Here is an 18,215-nt window from a genome sequence, read left to right on the forward strand (position 1 = left end):
CGCGCCGCCTCATCATGACGGCTGATCGTCTCCCTTTGCTGCCAAAGAACGTACCTCTATCAGCGAAGGGCTCACTCCACCCTCATCCTGAGCTTGTCGAAGGACGAGGGTGGTCCCAGTGAGGACTGGTTCGCTCATTGGCGAAGCGTGTTCGATTTCTCTGCCGGCCGGACAGCGCCTCAGGCCGCCCGGGTCGGTCGATCGAAGATGCGCCGGCCAAAGAGGCTTGCGGCCATTTCCACCAGCACGCGGGCGCTCTTGCCGCGATCATCGAGGAACGGGTTGAGCTCGACCAGATCGAGCGACGAGACGAGATTGCTGTCGGAGAGCATCTCCATGATGAGATGCGCTTCGCGATAGGTCGCGCCGCCCGGCACGGTGGTTCCGACGCCCGGCGCGATATCCGGATCGAGGAAATCGACATCGAAGCTGACATGCAGCAGGCCGTTGGCTTCGCTGACGGTATCGAGCACCTTGCGCATGATGGCGGCGACACCCTGCTCGTCGAGCGAACGCATGTCGAAGACGTTGACGCCGTGTTCGCGGATTTCCTCGCGCTCGCGGGGGTCGACGGAGCGGATGCCGACCTGGAAGACCTTCGTCGGGTCGACCAGCGGCCGCCCGGCCGGCAGAACACCCTCGATCTCGGCTTCGCCGCAGAAGAATGCAACGGGCATGCCGTGAATATTGCCCGAGGGGGAGGTGGCGGGCGAATTGAAATCGGAGTGGGCGTCGAGCCAGAGCACGAAGAGCGGGCGGCCGACCTCCGCCGCATGGCGGGCCATGCCGGAGACGCTGCCCATGGAGAGACTGTGGTCGCCGCCGAGGATCAGCGGGAAGCCGCCAGACGATGCGACATCATAGACCTTCGCTTCCAGCGCACGCGTGAAAGCGCCGACAATTTTCAGATTGTGAGCGTGGGGATGGTCCGGAAGATCCGCTGCCGGAACAGGATGCAGGTCGCCGCTATCCGTGACGCGATGGCCAAGTTCGGTCAGTGTGGTTTCGATGCCTGCGATGCGGAGCGCCGTCGGACCCATGCCGGCGCCGCGGCGGCCGGACCCTTCTTCCAGGGGGACGCCGATCAGGGTAACGGGAGTGGATTGCGTATTCATCGGCATTGCTCCGAGGGTTAGAGCGCTTCCGGAAGAGCCAGTAGCGGCTCTGCCCGGGACGGCATGAAAATGAGATAGACCAGTTCGGAGAATCCATGAAGAGCCGAACCGGTCTGAATTATGTTGGCGCGCATTATCGATTGTCTGGATGACAGCAAAAAGATGAAAAATTGTCCAAAATCGACTGGGTTTCGACAGATTGATCAATCCGATTGCGCAGAATGACAAGCGCATGGACGATCTTAATGCAATCTCGCCTTGTTCGACGAGATGCTTCGTGTTTCGAGGCTACAGCCCTTGGACGGACTCAGGAGCCTACGCACCTCAGCATGGGCTGATCTTCTATGCGTGGCGGCAAAACTCTCCCCGTCTCACCCTGAGGTGCTTTGACGATTGAGCGTCGGCGAAAGCGGCAAAGCCTCGAAGGGCGAGGTGGCCGCGCATTGGCCTGAGCAGAAAAGCGCGAGATCTTCTCAATATTCATGCTCGTAGACGACGCCGGCTTCCCCGGCGCCGTCGGATCCCGCCGCACCGCGCAGCTTCACGCCGCGACCGACGTTAAAATTGATGATGGCCTTGGTGTTGTTTGAAGCGCCCTGCTGCAGTTCGATATAGGTGCGCTTGTTGATATACTTGCCGGCGCCAACCTGTGCCTGGCCGTTCGCATCCGTCGAGATGTCGAGATCGTCGACGCCAAGATGGCTGCGCAGGCCTTCGAAGAGCGAGGTGGAGCGTCCGCCGGCCAGCTGGCTGGCGGCGTCGGCGAGCTGGGCGATCTGCATGGCCGATAGTTTCGACATGGATTGGCCGAAGATCAGTTGTGCCAGCACCTCGTCCTGCGGAAGGGCCGGCGATGAGGAGAAGCCGATCTGCGGGTCGGTCGCCAGCCCGGTGACGTCGACCGTAATGGTGGTGGAGCCTGCCGTCGACGTCGCCTCCATGTTGAGTGCCGGCGTCAGATCTCCGCCGAAGGTGATCTTGCTGGTATCGGTGAAGTCAAGCCGACGGCTCAAGATGGTCAGACGCCCGCGCCGCATGGTGAAACCGCCGGACACGATTGGTTCTGCTGCCGTGCCGCGCACCGTGATGTTGCCGCCGAGTTCGGCATCGATGCCGCGGCCGCGCACGAAAATCTGCGAGGGTGCCTCGAGTTGCAGATCGATACCGAGGGTGGTCGATTTGCTGCGCGGCGCCTCCGGTTTCTGATCCTTGAACTGGGCATTGACCGCAGCCGGCGCATTCTTGTGCTTGATGTTGATCTCAGACAGCGAGGCCGGCAGCTTCTGCGGCACGGTGATCGATGCCTTGTTGATCCTAAGATTGCCCGTCAGCATCGGCGCGGTCATCAGCGGTCCTTTGATGCCGAGCGTGCCGTTGACCGTCGCGGTGACGAGTGTCCCGTCGACATAGGTCGCATTGTTGAACTTCATCTGGATATCGGCAGGGAAGCCGCTATCCGGGGTAATGCCGACCGTGCCGCTGCCGGAAACGCTGCCGCCGCTCGTGAGGTTGCCGCTCAGCCGCGAGATGACCGCCTGCCTGCTGTCGAGTGTTACGGTGACGGCAAGGCCGTTGAGCGTTAGGTTTCGCCGAACATCGACCAGTTTGGCACCGTCGGTGGTAATCGAGCCGGTGATGGCGGGTGCTGCCGTCGTGCCGCCGATCTGCATGTCGATTTTCGCCGTACCCGTCATGACCAGGCCCTGGGCGGCCAGCTGGCCTGCCAAGGCATCGAACGGCAGACTACCGGCAAACCTCAGCGCCATCGCCTTGTTGCCGGCAATGGCGACGGTGCCGCCGCCATTCAACGCCAGGCCGCTCTGGCCGGTCAGGTTGGTGTTGATGGTGACGACATTATCGGCGAACTTGCCGTCGGCCTTGATGCCGAGCGCGGCGAGGCCGGCGGATTTCGTCTGGCTTGTTGCTGCTCCCGACCAGTTGGTCTGGAAGACAACGGCCGGTGAGGCGGCCTTGCCGGTGACCGCGATCGTGCCCGAGATGACGCCTTCTGCCGCAAGCGTCGGCGCAAAGACATTGGCCAGGCTCGCGGGCAGGTTGGCTATCTTCGCATTGATGTTCAGGACCTGCCCGGCGGTGCCATCAACGGTCACTGAACCGCCACCGGTCTGAAGGGTCAGGCCGTTCAGAGAGGCGATGCCGTCCTTGATGACGATCTTCGTCGGCGATGTGAGCTTCACCGGTATCGTGCGCGGCGCGCCTGCAAACGAGTCGAGGCTCACCGTCGTCTGGCCGCCAGCCGTTTCGACGCTGCCGTGTGTCGTCAGCGGCGCGTTGTCGTATGTGGATTTCAGATCGAAATCCGTGCGGCTGCCCTGCTGGGTGAAGGTTAGGTTGAGATCGGCGATGCGGTTGGCGCCGGAGGCGATCGTATCGGCGCGGATGGCGCCATTTGCGGAGAGGGCCTTGAGATCATCGACGGCAAGTGCCACGGCCGGCTTGCTAATGACGAGATCGTCGCGGCGGATGCCGCTGCCGTTTGCATTGACTTTCAGGCCGATCTTGCCGCCGGTGCTGGCGATGTCGAGCGAGCCCTTGAGGTCACCCTCGGCCTGCTGGCCGGCAAGCGCGGCCAGAAGGCTGAGATCCGGCAGGTCAAAGGTCAGCGCGCCTGTCGGCTCGAAGCTCGGCGACAGATCCAGCTTGCCTTGCAGTTTGTTGGTGCCGATTTCGGCTGCCAGCGATGGGATACTGGTGCGGCCATCCTTGGAAACGGCGTCGGCGGTGATGCGGATCGGCTTGCCGTCGATTGCCCCATTTGCCTGGATATTTGCCTGCGGTGCCTTGGGATCGGCGGTACCGGTCACGCCGATATCGAGCGTATCGAGCAGCCGTCCCGCCAGCTTGACATTGACGGCCTTGACGGTCGCGTCGATGCCGAGTGCAGAGAGCGGTCCCTTGGCCTTGAGACCGATATCGGCCTGTCCTTGTGCGTTCGGGACGAGCTTGGAAAGGTCGAGTACCTTGCCGGATAGATCTGTGGTTAGCGATTGGTCGTTGAGCGCGACATTGCCATTGATTTCGGCGACATTGGATTTCACCGCAAGATTGGAGAGCGTCATCTTGGTCGGCACCGTGCCGGCGACCTGGCCTTCCAGGGAGATCGTGCCTTCGAACTTGTCCGAGACACCATCCGGCAGAACGCCGGGCAGGGCGAAAAGCTTGAAATTGCCCGTCAGCGCCTTCGACGACAGCGTATATTTGCCGTTGACGGTGCCGCCGATGCTGGCGCTTTCCAATGTCGTATTGTTGAAGCCGATCGTATCGGGCGAGAGCTGCAGCGGCGCAGTCAGCGCAATCGGCGCGCGGATGAGGCGATTGAGGTCGGGGCTCACGAAGGCCGTCTGGCCGACAACCAGGCGAAGCTGCAGCGGGCCGGACATACCGGTGAGATTGAAGGCATCGCTGCGGGCACTGAGATTAATCTGTCCGATATTGCCCTGCGGCGTGCTGGCGCTATCGAGAGCAGCTTTTGCGTCGATCTTCACCGATTGGGCCGCACCCGTCAGCGCGATGTCAACCCGCGAAATCAGGGCGCGGACCTCGCCGTTTTCCATAGGCCAGCGGAAATCGACGGGGCCGGAGGTGCCGATGAGATTGGCATTGAGGCTGTTGTTGCCGGCGGGATCGAGTGTGCCTGATGCGGCAAGCACGGCGCTGCCGGTGGCGAGATTGCCAGTCTGGATATCGATCTTGCCCTTGCCGTCGAAGGTTGCGGAGAGATCGATGGTGGTCTGGCCGGCAAAGAGCGCACGCATGGTCGGCGGCAGGAGGGAATCGACGTCGCCGCCGCCTTTGACATCGATATGATGCAGGCCGTCGTTGGAGAGGCTGTGGTGACCGCTGATGGCGACTGTCGGCTTGCCGTCGAGTGACGCCTGCAGCTTGCCGGCCCAGTTGGAGAGAGGGCCATCGCCGGAAAGATCGATATTGACGGCAGGGCCGCCCGGCAGGTGCAGCAGCCCGGCCAGCATGCCGTCGCGCGGCTCGGAGATCTGTGTCTTCAGTTTCAGCTGATTGTCGGCCGGAGCAAAGGCGATATCGGCGGAAAGCTTGGCATCCGGCACATCGTGCCTGAAGGCATTGAGTGTCAGACCCATACTGCTGTTGTTTGCCTTGACGCTGCCGTCGGCGGCGAGAACGAAGTCCTGCCCGGCAACGGCCTGTCCGATGCGAAGATCAGGCAGGGCGATGGCGCCGATATCGATGGCGATGGGCAGGGAGAAACCGCTGGAGCTTGCCGGCTGCGTTGCCTGTGCGGATGCGACCGTCGAAACCGGCAGCCGTCCGAAATCGACCACATCGGCTGCGACGCGATCGGCATGGAAGGTGCCGGTCAGCAAGGACAGGGGAGACCAGTCGATGGCAAGGTTCTGCACCTTGGCATAGCGGCCTTTCGTGTCGGACACAGTGATCGAACCGACCCTCAGATTGCCGTTCAGCAGTCCTGAGGGCGCGGCGATGGCGATGGTACGATCCGGCGTAGATGCGAGCTTTGCCACCTGATCGACGGCATAGCCGGTTGCGGAGGGTACGAGGCCGACGACGAGCACAGCCACGATCACGAGCAAAAGGATTGCCACGACCGCATAGGCGATCCAGCGCACCAATTTCCCGAGGATTCGAATCAATATGCTCATGAAAGCGACAGTAACCTCAATTTCGTAACCGTGTGCTGAAAGGCCCGCGACAACTCTGCGCTTTATCAGAAGGCCTGACCGATGCCGGCATAGATGCCATAAGATGTGCCATTGTCATATTTCTTCAACGGCACGGCGACATCGAGCCTGATCGGACCGAAGGGCGTAGCGTAGCGCAAGCCGACGCCAGCGCCAATGCGCAGATCGGACGCGTCGGGCAAGACGCTGTCTGTGACGCTACCCATATCGACGAAGGGCACGACGCCGATCGTGTCTGTGATCTTCACCCGCGCTTCGAAGGAGGCGGTCACGTAGGAGCGTCCGCCAGTTTCGTCGCCGTGGGAGTTATAGGGCGAGATTTCCTGATAGCTGTAACCGCGCACCGAGCCGCCGCCACCGGCATAGAAACGCCGGGTCGCGGGAATGTCCTCGATGCTGTTTGCGCCCAGCAACGAGCCTGCGGCAAGCTTGCCGGCGAAGACCACGTTGTTGTTGGCCCCTATGCCCCTGTAACCGGTAATCGAGCCCTCGAAGGAGCTGAAAACCGTGCCGCCCATTGCTTCATAGCTCGGTTTGGCGCTGATGGAGGCACGATAACCTTCGGTCGGATCCAGTTTGTTGTCGCGCGTGTCCCTGACGTATTCGAGCGGGATCGCGACCGTCAGGTAATTATGTTTTCCGAAAGCATCGGTGGTATCGGATTCATAGGACACCTCGCCGCCGGCAGATACCGTATCCTGATCGTTGATTTCATAGGCAAGGCTGCCGCTTGCCGTCGCAGTGTTGGCGTCGTAGGCGTCCGGATGCAGGCTCTGCATCTTGAGGCCGGCCGTGAAGGTCGCCGAAGGATAGAAAGTCGCAGGTCTGACATAGGTGATGCCGGCCGTGTAATCGAACTGGCCAACATCGGTCGTTTCGCCGATGCGGGAGATGGAGCCCTCGATGCGCAGCGAATCCGCGCGCCCCGTGAGATTGCGGTGTCCCCAATAGCCCTGCAGGCCGAAACCGTCGATGGTGGAATATTGTGCGCCGACACCGAAGAAGCGCTGCTTGCCTTCCGACACCTCGATGGTCGTCGGGATGCTGCCATCCGGCGCCAGCTTGTCGGCCTCGCGAATGGTAACGCTTGAAAAGACGCCGAGCTTTCTCAGGCGGTCCGAGGCCTTCTTCAGCTCGTCGGGCGAGTAGGGCTTGCCTTCGTTGATGCGGGCATAGCGCTTAATGAAGTCTGGATCGACCGACTTCTGGCCGGTAACGCCGACATTGCCGAAGGGAGCGACGGGGCCGCTTTCGACCTTCAGCGAGACATCCACGGTATTGGTCGAATGATCGGCAACGACCTGGCGCTCGTCCAGTCTGGCGAGTGGGTGGCCTTCGTTCTTGAAGTCGACGACCATCTTGTCGCCTGCCTTCAGAATGGTCAATGAGCCGGCATCGCCGCCCCGCACGAGGCCATAATTGGCCGGGTCCAGCCTCGCGGCGTCGCCAAGCAGGTTGATCTTGCCGAGTTTGAAGACCGGGCCGGGATCGACGCTGATGGTGACGGCAACGGGCTTGGCGCGGCTGAAGGTCGGCGTCGGCGGTAAGGCGTCGAGAGGCGTGCCGTTGACGGCAATGGTGACCACGCCGCCGTAACGGGCCTTTTCGTAAAGCGCTGCTATCAGCCGGTCGCGATCGTCGCGCGCCTTGACGACGACGCCAAGGTCGCCGGATACCGGCTTCTTTTCGTCGGAGATCAGCATTGAGCTATCGCTCAATGCTTCCTTGAGGTCCTTGTCGAGATTATCGGACTTGAAATCCACCGTGTAGCGGACGGGATCGGAAACCTGATCCGCCGTTTCGTCTTCACCCCAGAGCTTGATGCCGAAAAGTTTGAATGCAAAGGCATTTTTGGCGCACACCGGACCGAGCGCCAGCATTGCCGCAACCGCTGCCACGGTTCCTGCCCGCCGATACGCAATACTCTTTCTCGGTTCAGTTCTTTTATGCATACGCCGCTTTACGGTTACATGAGAACTTACTCAGTTTGACGTTTCCCGGGAGTTAACGCGCGGCCACCATAGAGGCAAAAGTCCCTCAGGTGTACCGTTTTGGAGTCAAAAACGGGGAAAAGATAACCTCTTGCGGGCAAAAAGTCCGCGTTTCGCGGCGAAATTCCACCTGTTCAGTCGAGCTAAAAAAAGCGGGTTGGAGCCATTCTTCGACAGCGGGACCGACATCAAAGGTCTTGCAGCCCGAATAAAAAAATCCCGGACTTGTAGCCCGGGATCTCCGAAATTCTATGAAAAACCGATCAATAGCCGCCGTAACCGCCGCCATAACCACCGCGATAGCCGCCGCGCGGGCAATCGTCGATGTAGCGACGGCCGTAGCGGTCGCGATAGTAGCACTGGCCGGGTTGTTCCTGGACGCTGCCGATGACGGCGCCGGAAACGCCACCGATTGCTGCGCCGACTGCCGCGCCGCGGACGTTGCCGGTGACCGCGCCGCCGATGATCGCGCCGGATGCTGCGCCGATGCCAGCGCCCTGTTCTGTCGGCGTGCAGCTTGCGATAGACAAGCCGACCAATGCGAGCATAAGAACTTTCTTCATTTACTCTCTCCAACGTTAGTTAAGCCGAACCCCGGCCAACGTCGTCCCAATTCTTCAGCTCCACCACGATGGGCTGTCTTTACAGTCCTGCAATGATAGAAAATATCGTGCAAAATATGATTGTCTATTGGCGGACGTCAGTTTTTTTATTGCTGAATAAAGGCGGCCTTGCGCCTGGAGAGTAAAACAGTCCTTTGCGAGCATAAAATCAGCCTCCTCTCTAAAGTAGAGGTTGATTGGATTGCGAAAAAGTCAAATGATGCTCCTTGCCTCTGGAGGAGAGGCGAGGAGGAAAATATGGCAAAAGTGACTTTGACGGTGAATGGCCGTTCGGTCAGCGGCGAGTGCGAGGATCGCACGCTGCTTGTCCATTTCATCAGGGAAAAACTCGGCCTGACCGGAACCCATGTCGGCTGCGACACCAGCCAGTGCGGCGCCTGTGTCATCCATATGGATGGCAAGTCTGTGAAGAGCTGTTCGATCCTGGCCGTTCAGGCTTCCGGCTCCAAGATCACAACCATCGAGGGTCTGGCCGCCAATGGCGAGCTGCATCCGGTTCAGGCCGCCTTCAAGGAACATCATGGTCTGCAATGCGGCTTCTGCACACCGGGCATGGTGATGACATCGGTCGATATGATCAATCGTCATGGCGGCAAGCTGGACGAAAAGACGGTGCGCAGTGAACTCGAAGGCAATATCTGTCGATGCACCGGCTATCACAACATCGTCAAGGCGGTGCTTTCAGCCAATGCCGCGATGAACGCCGCAAGCCAAGCGGCCGAATAAATTCCACCGAGACCGTCTGGCTAAACGCCCGGGCTGTGATCTTGGCGGATTGCCAGGCCCGGAACCCCAATGGAGGATGTGATGGGCGTTGAAGGCATTGGCGCGCGCGTGGCGCGCAAGGAAGACAAGCGATTTCTGACGGGCAAGGGGCGCTACACCGACGACATGGTGACGCCGGGAATGAAATATGCCTATTTCGTTCGCAGCCCGCATGCGCATGCGAAGATCAAGGGCATCGATGCATCGGCAGCACTCTCCATGCCGGGCGTGATCGGCGTGCTCGACGGCAAGCAATTGCTTGATGATGGCATCGGCAACCTGATCTGTGGCTGGATGATCCATTCTAAGGATGGATCGCCGATGAAGATGGGCGCGTGGCGGCCGCTGGCGGTCGATACCGTCCGCTATGTCGGCGATGCCGTCGCCATCGTCGTGGCCGACAGTCTTGGCGAGGCACGCGATGCGGCGGAAGCCGTGGCAGTCGACTACGAGGAACTGCCTGCCGTCGTAGAGGCGGTGGATGCGCTGAAAGCCGGCGCGCCACAGATCCATCCGGAAGCGCCCGATAATCTGATCTTCGACTGGGAACTGGGCGATGCAGCGGCGACCGACAAGGCGATTGCCGAGGCCGCGCATGTCACCGAAGTCGAGATTCATAACAACAGGCTTTCGCCGAATGCCATGGAGCCGCGCGCTACGCTCGGCATCTATGATGCGGCCGAAGACCATTATACCTGTTACACGACCAGCCAGAACCCGCATGTGGCCCGGCTCGTCATGAGCGCCTTCTATAATGTCGCGCCGGAAAACAAGCTGCGCGTCATCGCGCCCGATGTCGGCGGCGGTTTCGGCTCGAAGATCTATATCTACCCGGAGGAAATCGTCTGCCTCTGGGCATCGAAGAAGACTAGCGTGCCTGTGAAATGGACGGCCGATCGCACGGAAGCCTTCCTCACCGATGCGCATGGTCGCGATCATGTCTCCAAGGTCAAGATGGCCTTCGATGCACAGAACCGCATGACGGCTTTGAAGGTCGACACGATCGCCAATCTCGGCGCCTATATGTCGCTCTTCTCCTCGGCGGTACCGACCTATCTCTATGCGACGCTGCTGTCGGGCCAATATGATATCCCGGCAATCCATGCCAATGTCCGCACGGTCTATACCAATACCGTGCCCGTCGACGCCTATCGCGGGGCAGGGCGGCCGGAGGCGACCTATCTGCTGGAGCGCACGGTGGAAACGGCTGCGCGCGAACTCGGCGTTTCGCCGGCGGAGCTAAGAAGGATCAACTTCATCCGCTCCTTCCCCCATCAGACGCCCGTCATCATGAACTACGATGCCGGCGACTACGAAGCTTCACTCAACGCCGCCATGCAGCAGGCGGATTGGGCAGGTTTCCCTTCCCGCAAGGCAGCAGCCGCCGCCCGCGGCATGAAACGCGGCATCGGCATGAGCTGCTACATCGAGGCCTGCGGTATCGCGCCATCGCAAGCGGTAGGATCGCTCGGGGCCGGCGTCGGCCTCTGGGAATCGGCCGAAGTGCGGGTGAACGCGGTCGGAACCATCGAAGTGCTGACGGGCTCGCACAGCCACGGACAGGGGCATGAAACGACCTTCGCGCAATTGGTCGCCGATCGCCTCGGCGTGCCGATCGACAGCGTCTCCATTGTCCACGGCGATACCGACAAGGTGCAGATGGGCATGGGCACTTATGGTTCCCGCTCCGGCGCCGTCGGCATGTCCGCGGTCGTCAAGGCGCTCGACAAGGTGGAGGCGAAGGCGAAGAAGATCGCCGCGCATCTGATGGAGGCCGACGAAAGCGACATCGTCATCGAGAACGGCGAAGTGAAAGTGGCAGGCACCGACAAGGCGCTGCCATGGTTCCAGGTGGCGCTCGCCTCCTATACCGCCCACAATCTGCCCGCCGGTATGGAGCCAGGCCTGAAGGAAACCGCCTTCTACGATCCGGCGAACTTCACCTTCCCGGCCGGCTGCTACATCTGCGAGGTCGAAGTGGACCCGGAAACGGGCAAAACCGAGATCGTGCAGTTCGTCGCGGCCGACGACTTCGGCAACATCATCAATCCGATGATCGTCGAGGGACAGGTGCATGGCGGCATCGCGCAGGGTATCGGTCAGGCGCTGCTGGAAGGCGTACATTACGACGAGAGCGGCCAGCTTCTGACGGCGAGCTTCATGGACTACACCATGCCGCGCGCCGATGATCTGCCGTCCTTCCAGCTTTCGCATCAGAATACGCCATGCCCGAACAATCCCCTGGGGATCAAGGGATGTGGCGAGGCGGGTGCGATCGGCTCGCCGCCGGCGTTGATGAACGCCATCACCGATGCGATCGGCAACAACAGGCTGACCATGCCGGCAACCCCGCTCAAGGTGTGGGAAGCGGCGCGGGCGGTTGGCTGAGAGGAGGATAGGACAATGTACGCAACGAATTACCATCGCGCCTCCTCGGTCGACGAAGCCGTGAAGCTTCTGTCTGATGCCGACGAAGGCAAATATGTCTCCGGCGGCATGACGCTGATCGCCACCATGAAGCAGCGTCTGGCATCGCCGAGCGATCTCGTCGATCTCCGGCATATCCCTTCGATCAAGGGAATTCGCGTCGATGGCCGCAGGGTCACGATCGGCGCGGCGACCACCCATGCGGAGGTTGCCTCTTCGGCAGCGATCCGTGCGGTCTGCCCGGCGCTTTGCGACCTTGCCGGCATGATCGGCGATCCGCATGTCCGGCACATGGGGACGATCGGCGGCTCCATCGCCAATAATGACCCGGCGGCGGATTATCCCTCGGCAATGCTGGCGCTGAATGCCACCATCGTCACCGACCGGCGCCAGCTCGCGGCTGACGACTTCTTCCGGGGTCTGTTCGAAACGGCACTGGAAGGGGCGGAGCTCATCACCTCCATCGCCTTCGACGCACCGGAAAGGGCAGCTTACGCAAAATTCCCCAATCCGGCTTCACGCTATGCGATGACGGGTGTCTTCGTCGCCAAGGGGGCGGGGGGCGTGCGCGTTGCCATTACCGGTGCCGGTGCGGACGGCGTGTTCCGCCATACCGAACTGGAGCAGGCGCTTGCGGCGAACTTTCTGCCGGACGCGGTTACCGGCGTGACGGTGGACCCATCCGCGCTGCTGTCCGACCTGCACGCCACGGCCGAATATCGCGCCAATCTGATCAAGGTTATGGCCAAGCGCGCTGTGGCTGCCGCCTAGATTCGCCATGAACAAGCCCGGAGCGGCAGGGTTTACCCTCCGCTCCGGAGAGAGTGTTTCCAGCATGGTTTCGATTGTCAATTTGACGTGAATGGTTATTCTTGTCTGGAATTGTTCAAAATTAGGGGCCATTTGCCGCAGTGGGCGCGAAAGCAATGCGGAGGGGTTGACGTGTGAACCGGCATTCTCGAAAACGGTCGCACGGTACTGGAGCATATGATGGATTTCGAAGCATTTTTTAAAGGCGAGCTGGAAGGCCTGCACAATGAGGGCCGTTATCGGGTTTTCGCAGATCTCGAACGCCGCCGTGGCAATTTCCCCCGCGCTGTCAGACATACCCCGAATGGCCCGCAGGAAGTGACTGTCTGGTGCTCCAACGACTATCTCGGCATGGGCCAGCATCCGAAAGTGATCGAGGCGATGAAGCAGGCGATCGATCACTGTGGCGCGGGTGCGGGAGGCACCCGGAATATTTCTGGCACCAACCACTACCATGTTCTGCTCGAGCAGGAACTCGCCGATCTCCACGGCAAGGAATCCGCCCTGATCTTCACCTCGGGCTACATCTCCAACTGGGCGACGCTCGGCACGCTCGGCGCGCGCATTCCCGGCCTGATCATCTTCTCGGATGCGCTCAACCATGCGTCGATGATCGAGGGCATCCGTTATGCGAAGTGCGACAAGGTCATCTGGAAGCATAACGACCTGCACGATCTCGAAGCCAAGCTGAAGGCTGCCGATCCCAAGGCGCCGAAGCTGATCGCTTTCGAATCCGTTTATTCCATGGATGGCGATATCGCGCCCATCAAGGAAATCTGCGATCTCGCCGACAAATATGGCGCGATGACCTATCTCGACGAAGTGCATGCCGTCGGCATGTACGGCCCGCGCGGCGGCGGTATTGCCGAGCGCGAGGGATTGATGGATCGTCTGACCGTCATCGAAGGCACACTCGGTAAGGCATTCGGCGTCATGGGCGGCTATATCGCCGCTTCGACCGCGCTCTGTGATTTCATCCGCTCGTTTGCGTCGGGCTTCATTTTCACGACGTCGCTGCCGCCGGCTCTGGCTGCGGGTGCCGTCGCCTCGATCCAACACCTCAAGGTCAGCCAGTTCGAACGCATGCGCCATCAGGATCGCGTGCGCAAGCTGCGCGCCCAGCTCGATGCGGCTGGCATTCCGCACATGCCGAACCCGAGCCATGTGGTTCCGGTCATGGTCGGCGATGCTGCCAAGTGCAAGTGGATTTCCGATCTGCTGCTGGACGCCGGCGTCTACGTGCAGCCGATCAACTATCCGACTGTGCCGAAGAAGACCGAGCGCCTGCGTATCACGCCGACGCCGCTGCATTCCGATGGCGATATCGAGCAGCTGGTCGGTGCGCTGCACGCGCTTTGGTCTCGCTGTGCGCTCGCAAGGGCCGTTGCGTAAGGGACCACGCCTGCCTGAAAATCAAAATGCGCTTCATTGCGGAATATCGGTGCGATGCCGATTTCCGCAATGATTGTTTGTGCCGGCGTTAGCCGCGGCTTCCCAAAGCCAGGCGGCAGGCGAGGCCGGCAAATACCGTCGCCAGTAGATATTGTGGCAGCTTCGGAAGGCGCTTGATCGCCGAGAACCGGCCGCGGATGTGGCTGCCAAGCAGGATGACGGAGCCGTTCACCAGGAAGCCGATTCCGTTGAGAATGGTGGCGAGCAAGGCCATCTGCAGGATCATCGAGCCGCTGGGATCGACGAATTGCGGGAAGAGCGCAAGCACGAACAGGGCCATTTTCGGGTTAAGAATGTTGGTTGCCAGGCCCTCGACGAAGATGCGCTTACCCGAAAGGCGCTTGAGCCCGGCTGACGGTGTGAACGCAGAACCCTGGGAGCGGAGCGTCTTGACGGCCAGATAGAGCAGGTAGGCGCAGCCTGCCCAACGCACGATCTCATAAGCGACCGGCACGGTGAGAAAGAGCCGTGACAGTCCGAAGGCTGCCGCCATGGCGTGGCAATAGGTTCCGAGCGCAATGCCGGCATAGGTGAGAAAGCCGGCGGAGCGGCCCTGGCTGACGCTGCGCGAGGCGATGAGAAGCATGTCGGGACCGGGCGTGGCGGTGAGCACCAGCGCAGCGGCGGCAAAAAGAATGATCGTGGAAAAGTCCGGCATCGTGATTCCCTTGAAAGTGAAGCCGGAATTCCTCTCTAGCATCATCGCCGGGAATGGCAACCGCCGTATATGCGGTTGCGTAACGAATGCGGAACGCTGCGATCTATTGTAAGATTATGCTTACGCAGCCTTTTCCCGCTGGGCGACGAGTGCGGCGGCGCGGCCGCGCGCTTCCTCATCGGCGGCAAAGACCGCATCCATGGTTTCGGCGCTGCCGGTTGCAATCATCTCGTCCATGACGGCTTCGGCGATATCGGCCATTTCCAGGAAGCCGATGCGGCCATCGACGAAGGCGTGGAAGGCGATTTCCTCGGCGGCGTTCATGACGGCGCCCTGCAGGCCGCCGCGCTCCAGTGCTGTGCGGGCAAGGCGCAGTGCCGGGAAGCGCACTTCGTCCGGCGCCTCGAAATCGAGCCGGGCGAGCTTGGTGAAATCCAGCCGGTCGACATTGAGCCTGCTGCGAGCGGGATAGGTCAGCGCGTAGCCGATGGCGGTGCGCATGTCGGGACAGCCGAGTTGCGCCAGAATGGAACCGTCCGTATAGCCGACCATGGAATGAATGACGGATTGCGGGTGGACAACGACTTCGATCTGGTCGGGCCGGACGTCGAACAGGTGCTTAGCCTCGATCATCTCCAGCGCCTTGTTGAACATGGAGGCGCTGCCGATCGAAATCTTTAAGCCCATCGACCAGTTGGGATGGGCACGCGCGATCGCCGGCGTGACATTGGCCATCTGCTCCCGTGTCCAGGTGCGGAAGGGGCCGCCCGATGCCGTGATGATGATGCGCTCCACCGCGTGCTGCTGATCGTCCTCCAGTGCCTGGAAAATCGCGCTGTGCTCGCTATCGACGGGGATCAGCCGGCCGCCGCCTTCGGCCACGGCGCGCACGAAGAGATCGCCGGCGGAGACGAGACATTCCTTGTTGGCAAGCGCGATATCGGCGCCGCGGCGGGCGGCTGCCAGCGTCGGCGCCAGGCCGGCCGTGCCGACGATCGCCGCCATCGCCCAGTCCGAGGGCATCGAAGCCGCCTCGATCAAGGCATTCTTGCCCGCGCCGACGGCAATGCCCGATCCAGCCAGCGCATCCTTCAGATCCCGATAGCGCTCCTCATTGGCCGTCACGGCAAAAGCGGCACCGCAGGCCTTGGCCTGCGCGGCCAGCAGGCCGATATTGTCATGTCCGGTGATGGCCGCGATATCGAAGGCCTCACGTCCGCCCAGCTGGGCAATGACGTCGAGCGTATTCTGGCCGATGGAGCCGGTCGAACCCAATATCGTCAGGCGACGACGCGCCGTGCTGCCGGTGTTCATTCAGGTATCCGCATTTGCTGCTGTTCCCCAAGGCTCTACAGGGGATTGGGCGGAGCGGCAAGTCCGGAGCCATGCAACCGCTCCCCCGGCGATACACGCGAAAAGCGACCGTGTGAATTAGTCATATTTTTTTCAATCTCCATTGAACCAAATGCAAACTGCTGCGTTTTCCGACCACTCGACTGCGGAGGTAACGAATGGTTTTCAAGGCGGCAACGTTTCACGGCATGGAGCTCTATCTGGAAAACGACCAGGCCAGGCGCTCGGCGTTGGAATCCGCGGTTGCCAATGCGCTCGCCGTTGCCGGCGGAATCGATGCTTCCGATGTCACCGTGATTGCGGCAGGCCAGGAAATCCGCCTGCACGGTTCGGTCGCGACGTATCAGGAGGTGACGCGAGCAACCGCGGTCGCGGAATCCATTCCCGGCGTGCGGCTGGTGAGGAACAGGATTGCGGTGGGGTGATATCCGCCTTTTAAGTTCGCGTTTACGCGGCGCCCGATGGGCTCACGGCAGAGTGATCGCATATGGGCGAAAGTTCCTTCTCCCCTCGGGGAGAAGGTGGCCCGAAGGGTCGGATGAGGGGGCTGACCGATTTGAATGTGGGGTTTTCGCACCCTTGGCAACACCCCCCTCATCCGCCTGTCGACACCTTCTCCCCGAGGGGAGAAGGAGGACGCGGCAACGGCGTCGTTTCATGTACGCTTGCCTTGGGGGCTCACGGGATACTCCGTTCTCGAGGCGAAACGCATGAAAAGATCGTGATCGCCGCAACCTTCGCCAGCTCGAAACGCGGACTAAGAGCGATACTGAGTGCTTGAGTATAATGGTGATCTCGACGCGATTCGAACGCGTGACCCTCAGATTAGGAATCTGATGCTCTATCCTGCTGAGCTACGAGACCACTCGGCATGATCCATACAAAAGCCAAGGCCCGAAGCCAAGCCCTTTTGCGTCGTGGAGACAATCTGTCTTGAGCGTGCGCCCCGCGCGGCTTTGAAGGCTGCGCGGGGCATTGATGGAGCCTCAGGCGTTGAGGCGGTGTTCGGCGAGGCGTACCCAGTAGGAAATGCCGTGGGCGATGGCTTCGTCGTTGAAGTCGTACGCCGGGTTGTGCAGACCGGCGCTGTCGCCGTTGCCGACGAAGATGAAGGCGCCGGGGCGGGCGAGCAGCATGTAGGAAAAATCCTCGCCGCCCATCATCGGGTCGATATTCGGGATGACATTGCCTGCACCGGCGATTTCCTCGGCCACCGCAATCGCGTGATCGGTCTCGTCGGCATGGTTGAAGGTGACAGGGTAGTTGCGATGAAACTCGATCTCGGCTTCCGCACCATGGCTTGCGGCAATGCCTGTCACGATCTGCTTGAAGCGCTGCTCGGCAAGGTCGCGCATTTCGGGATCGAGCGTGCGCACTGTGCCGGTGAAGCTCGCATCGTTGGGGATGACGTTGTGGGCATTGCCGGCGTTGAATGTCGTGACGGAGACAACAACCGATTTCAGCGGATCGGCGCTGCGCGAGGCGATGAGCTGCAAATTGGAGACGATCTGCGCGCCGATGGCGATCGGGTCGATCGTCTTGTGCGGCATGGCGGCGTGGCCGCCGACGCCTTTGATGGAGACGGTGAATTCATCCGTCGCCGCCATGATCGCGCCCTTGCGGATGGCGAAATGGCCGACGGGCAGGCCCGGCATGTTGTGCATGCCATAGACTTCGGCGATCTGGAAGCGCTCCATCATGCCGTCCTTGACCATGGCGTCGCCGCCGGCGCCACCTTCTTCGGCCGGCTGGAAGATGACGGCGATGTTGCCGTTGAAATTGCGGTTCTCGGCGAGGTATTTCGCAGCGCCCAGCAGCATGGCGGTGTGGCCGTCATGGCCGCAGGCATGCATCTTGCCGGGAGTCTGGGAGGCATAGGGCTTGCCGGTGATTTCGGTGAGGGGCAGGGCATCCATGTCGGCGCGCAAGCCGATCGTGCGCCCTTCGCCCTTGCCACGGATCAGGCCGACGACGCCGGTGCGGCCGATGCCGGTCACCACCTCGTCGACGCCGAAGGCGCGCAGTTTCTCAGCCACGAAAGCGGCCGTATTCTCGACCGCATAGAGGAGTTCGGGATGCGCATGGATATGGCGGCGCCACTCGGTCACTTCGCCCTGGAGTTCTGCGGCTCTGTTCAAGATCGGCATATGCTGATTTTCCTGCTGCTCAATATCGATTCTGGTTCAACCTGCGGGTCCTTGGCACAGCCTTGGCCAGCTTATCGTGGCCTTGGCGGCGTGCCATCGGGAAATAAAGTCGTCAATCGCCTTTGCCTTCTCCTAGCCATATAGGTTAAATAGACGAAGCTTTCGAGAAAATTCCGG

12 protein-coding genes and 1 tRNA gene are annotated in these 18,215 nt (G+C 61.1%); 5 read left to right on the forward strand and 8 right to left on the reverse strand.

Going from position 1 to position 18,215, the window contains the following annotated elements; genetic code table 11:
- Positions 1-179: 179 nt before the first annotated feature.
- From rocF to GDN47_RS27105, 4 genes are all read right to left on the reverse strand, one after another.
- Positions 180-1,115, reverse strand: coding sequence for an arginase (gene rocF, locus GDN47_RS27090; protein WP_113354439.1), 936 nt, complete (start codon positions 1,113-1,115; stop codon positions 180-182).
- A 473-nt stretch (positions 1,116-1,588) separates the two neighbouring features.
- Entirely contained in the window at positions 1,589-5,773 is a 4,185-nt protein-coding gene (locus GDN47_RS27095; RefSeq protein ID WP_145636322.1) for a translocation/assembly module TamB domain-containing protein, read from the reverse strand.
- Positions 5,774-5,838: 65 nt separating this feature from the next.
- Positions 5,839-7,764, reverse strand: coding sequence for an autotransporter assembly complex protein TamA (locus tag GDN47_RS27100; protein WP_145636320.1), 1,926 nt, complete (start codon positions 7,762-7,764; stop codon positions 5,839-5,841).
- A gap of 302 nt (positions 7,765-8,066) precedes the next feature.
- On the reverse strand, positions 8,067-8,366 hold the full coding sequence (locus tag GDN47_RS27105) for a YMGG-like glycine zipper-containing protein (protein WP_069612891.1): 300 nt from the start codon (positions 8,364-8,366) through the stop codon (positions 8,067-8,069).
- A 297-nt stretch (positions 8,367-8,663) separates the two neighbouring features.
- Here GDN47_RS27105 and GDN47_RS27110 point away from each other — a divergent pair, with 297 nt between their 5' ends.
- From GDN47_RS27110 to hemA, 4 genes are all read left to right on the forward strand, one after another.
- Complete coding sequence (locus GDN47_RS27110; protein ID WP_113333911.1) at positions 8,664-9,152, forward strand: (2Fe-2S)-binding protein; 489 nt, start codon at positions 8,664-8,666, stop codon at positions 9,150-9,152.
- Between the two features lie 81 nt (positions 9,153-9,233).
- Positions 9,234-11,579 (forward strand): xanthine dehydrogenase family protein molybdopterin-binding subunit, encoded by a 2,346-nt coding sequence (locus GDN47_RS27115; protein WP_152094660.1) that lies wholly within the window; start codon positions 9,234-9,236, stop codon positions 11,577-11,579.
- Positions 11,580-11,594: 15 nt separating this feature from the next.
- A complete protein-coding gene (locus tag GDN47_RS27120) occupies positions 11,595-12,389 on the forward strand; it encodes an FAD binding domain-containing protein (protein WP_113354285.1) in 795 nt (264 codons plus the stop codon).
- A 219-nt stretch (positions 12,390-12,608) separates the two neighbouring features.
- Positions 12,609-13,820: a 5-aminolevulinate synthase gene (gene hemA, locus GDN47_RS27125; RefSeq protein ID WP_069612971.1), complete on the forward strand. Its 1,212-nt coding sequence runs from the start codon at positions 12,609-12,611 to the stop codon at positions 13,818-13,820.
- A gap of 88 nt (positions 13,821-13,908) precedes the next feature.
- On the opposite strand, the gene GDN47_RS27130 is transcribed toward hemA, so the two are convergent.
- Both GDN47_RS27130 and dxr read right to left on the reverse strand, forming a co-directional pair.
- The gene (locus tag GDN47_RS27130; protein WP_113354438.1) at positions 13,909-14,538 is read right to left on the reverse strand and encodes a LysE family translocator; all 630 of its coding nucleotides are present in this window, start codon (positions 14,536-14,538) and stop codon (positions 13,909-13,911) included.
- Between the two features lie 120 nt (positions 14,539-14,658).
- Positions 14,659-15,852, reverse strand: a complete 1,194-nt coding sequence (gene dxr / locus GDN47_RS27135; RefSeq protein ID WP_113390813.1) for a 1-deoxy-D-xylulose-5-phosphate reductoisomerase — start codon at positions 15,850-15,852, stop codon at positions 14,659-14,661.
- A gap of 197 nt (positions 15,853-16,049) precedes the next feature.
- Here dxr and GDN47_RS27140 point away from each other — a divergent pair, with 197 nt between their 5' ends.
- On the forward strand, positions 16,050-16,316 hold the full coding sequence (locus tag GDN47_RS27140) for a BON domain-containing protein (RefSeq protein WP_113354283.1): 267 nt from the start codon (positions 16,050-16,052) through the stop codon (positions 16,314-16,316).
- Between the two features lie 362 nt (positions 16,317-16,678).
- On the opposite strand, the gene GDN47_RS27145 is transcribed toward GDN47_RS27140, so the two are convergent.
- Together GDN47_RS27145 and GDN47_RS27150 are read right to left on the reverse strand one after the other, a co-directional pair.
- Positions 16,679-16,755, reverse strand: a tRNA-Arg gene (locus GDN47_RS27145).
- Positions 16,756-16,877: 122 nt separating this feature from the next.
- Positions 16,878-18,038 (reverse strand): M20 aminoacylase family protein, encoded by a 1,161-nt coding sequence (locus tag GDN47_RS27150; RefSeq protein ID WP_113354237.1) that lies wholly within the window; start codon positions 18,036-18,038, stop codon positions 16,878-16,880.
- Between the last annotated feature and the right edge of the window lie 177 nt (positions 18,039-18,215).

This window comes from Martinezella dioscoreae, from assembly GCF_009176305.1.
GTDB lineage: Bacteria > Pseudomonadota > Alphaproteobacteria > Rhizobiales > Rhizobiaceae > Rhizobium > Rhizobium dioscoreae.

What these genes read in the sequence shown, in the direction of transcription:
- GDN47_RS27095 (WP_145636322.1), bottom strand. Translation starts at nt 5,773, where the DNA reads ATGAGCATATTGATTCGAATCCTCGGGAAATTGGTGCGCTGGATCGCC.
- GDN47_RS27100 (WP_145636320.1), bottom strand. Translation starts at nt 7,764, where the DNA reads ATGCATAAAAGAACTGAACCGAGAAAGAGTATTGCGTATCGGCGGGCA.
- GDN47_RS27150 (WP_113354237.1), bottom strand. Translation starts at nt 18,038, where the DNA reads ATGCCGATCTTGAACAGAGCCGCAGAACTCCAGGGCGAAGTGACCGAG.
- hemA (WP_069612971.1), top strand. Translation starts at nt 12,609, where the DNA reads ATGGATTTCGAAGCATTTTTTAAAGGCGAGCTGGAAGGCCTGCACAAT.
- GDN47_RS27140 (WP_113354283.1), top strand. Translation starts at nt 16,050, where the DNA reads ATGGTTTTCAAGGCGGCAACGTTTCACGGCATGGAGCTCTATCTGGAA.
- dxr (WP_113390813.1), bottom strand. Translation starts at nt 15,852, where the DNA reads ATGAACACCGGCAGCACGGCGCGTCGTCGCCTGACGATATTGGGTTCG.
- GDN47_RS27110 (WP_113333911.1), top strand. Translation starts at nt 8,664, where the DNA reads ATGGCAAAAGTGACTTTGACGGTGAATGGCCGTTCGGTCAGCGGCGAG.
- rocF (WP_113354439.1), bottom strand. Translation starts at nt 1,115, where the DNA reads ATGAATACGCAATCCACTCCCGTTACCCTGATCGGCGTCCCCCTGGAA.
- GDN47_RS27130 (WP_113354438.1), bottom strand. Translation starts at nt 14,538, where the DNA reads ATGCCGGACTTTTCCACGATCATTCTTTTTGCCGCCGCTGCGCTGGTG.
- GDN47_RS27115 (WP_152094660.1), top strand. Translation starts at nt 9,234, where the DNA reads ATGGGCGTTGAAGGCATTGGCGCGCGCGTGGCGCGCAAGGAAGACAAG.
- GDN47_RS27120 (WP_113354285.1), top strand. Translation starts at nt 11,595, where the DNA reads ATGTACGCAACGAATTACCATCGCGCCTCCTCGGTCGACGAAGCCGTG.
- GDN47_RS27105 (WP_069612891.1), bottom strand. Translation starts at nt 8,366, where the DNA reads ATGAAGAAAGTTCTTATGCTCGCATTGGTCGGCTTGTCTATCGCAAGC.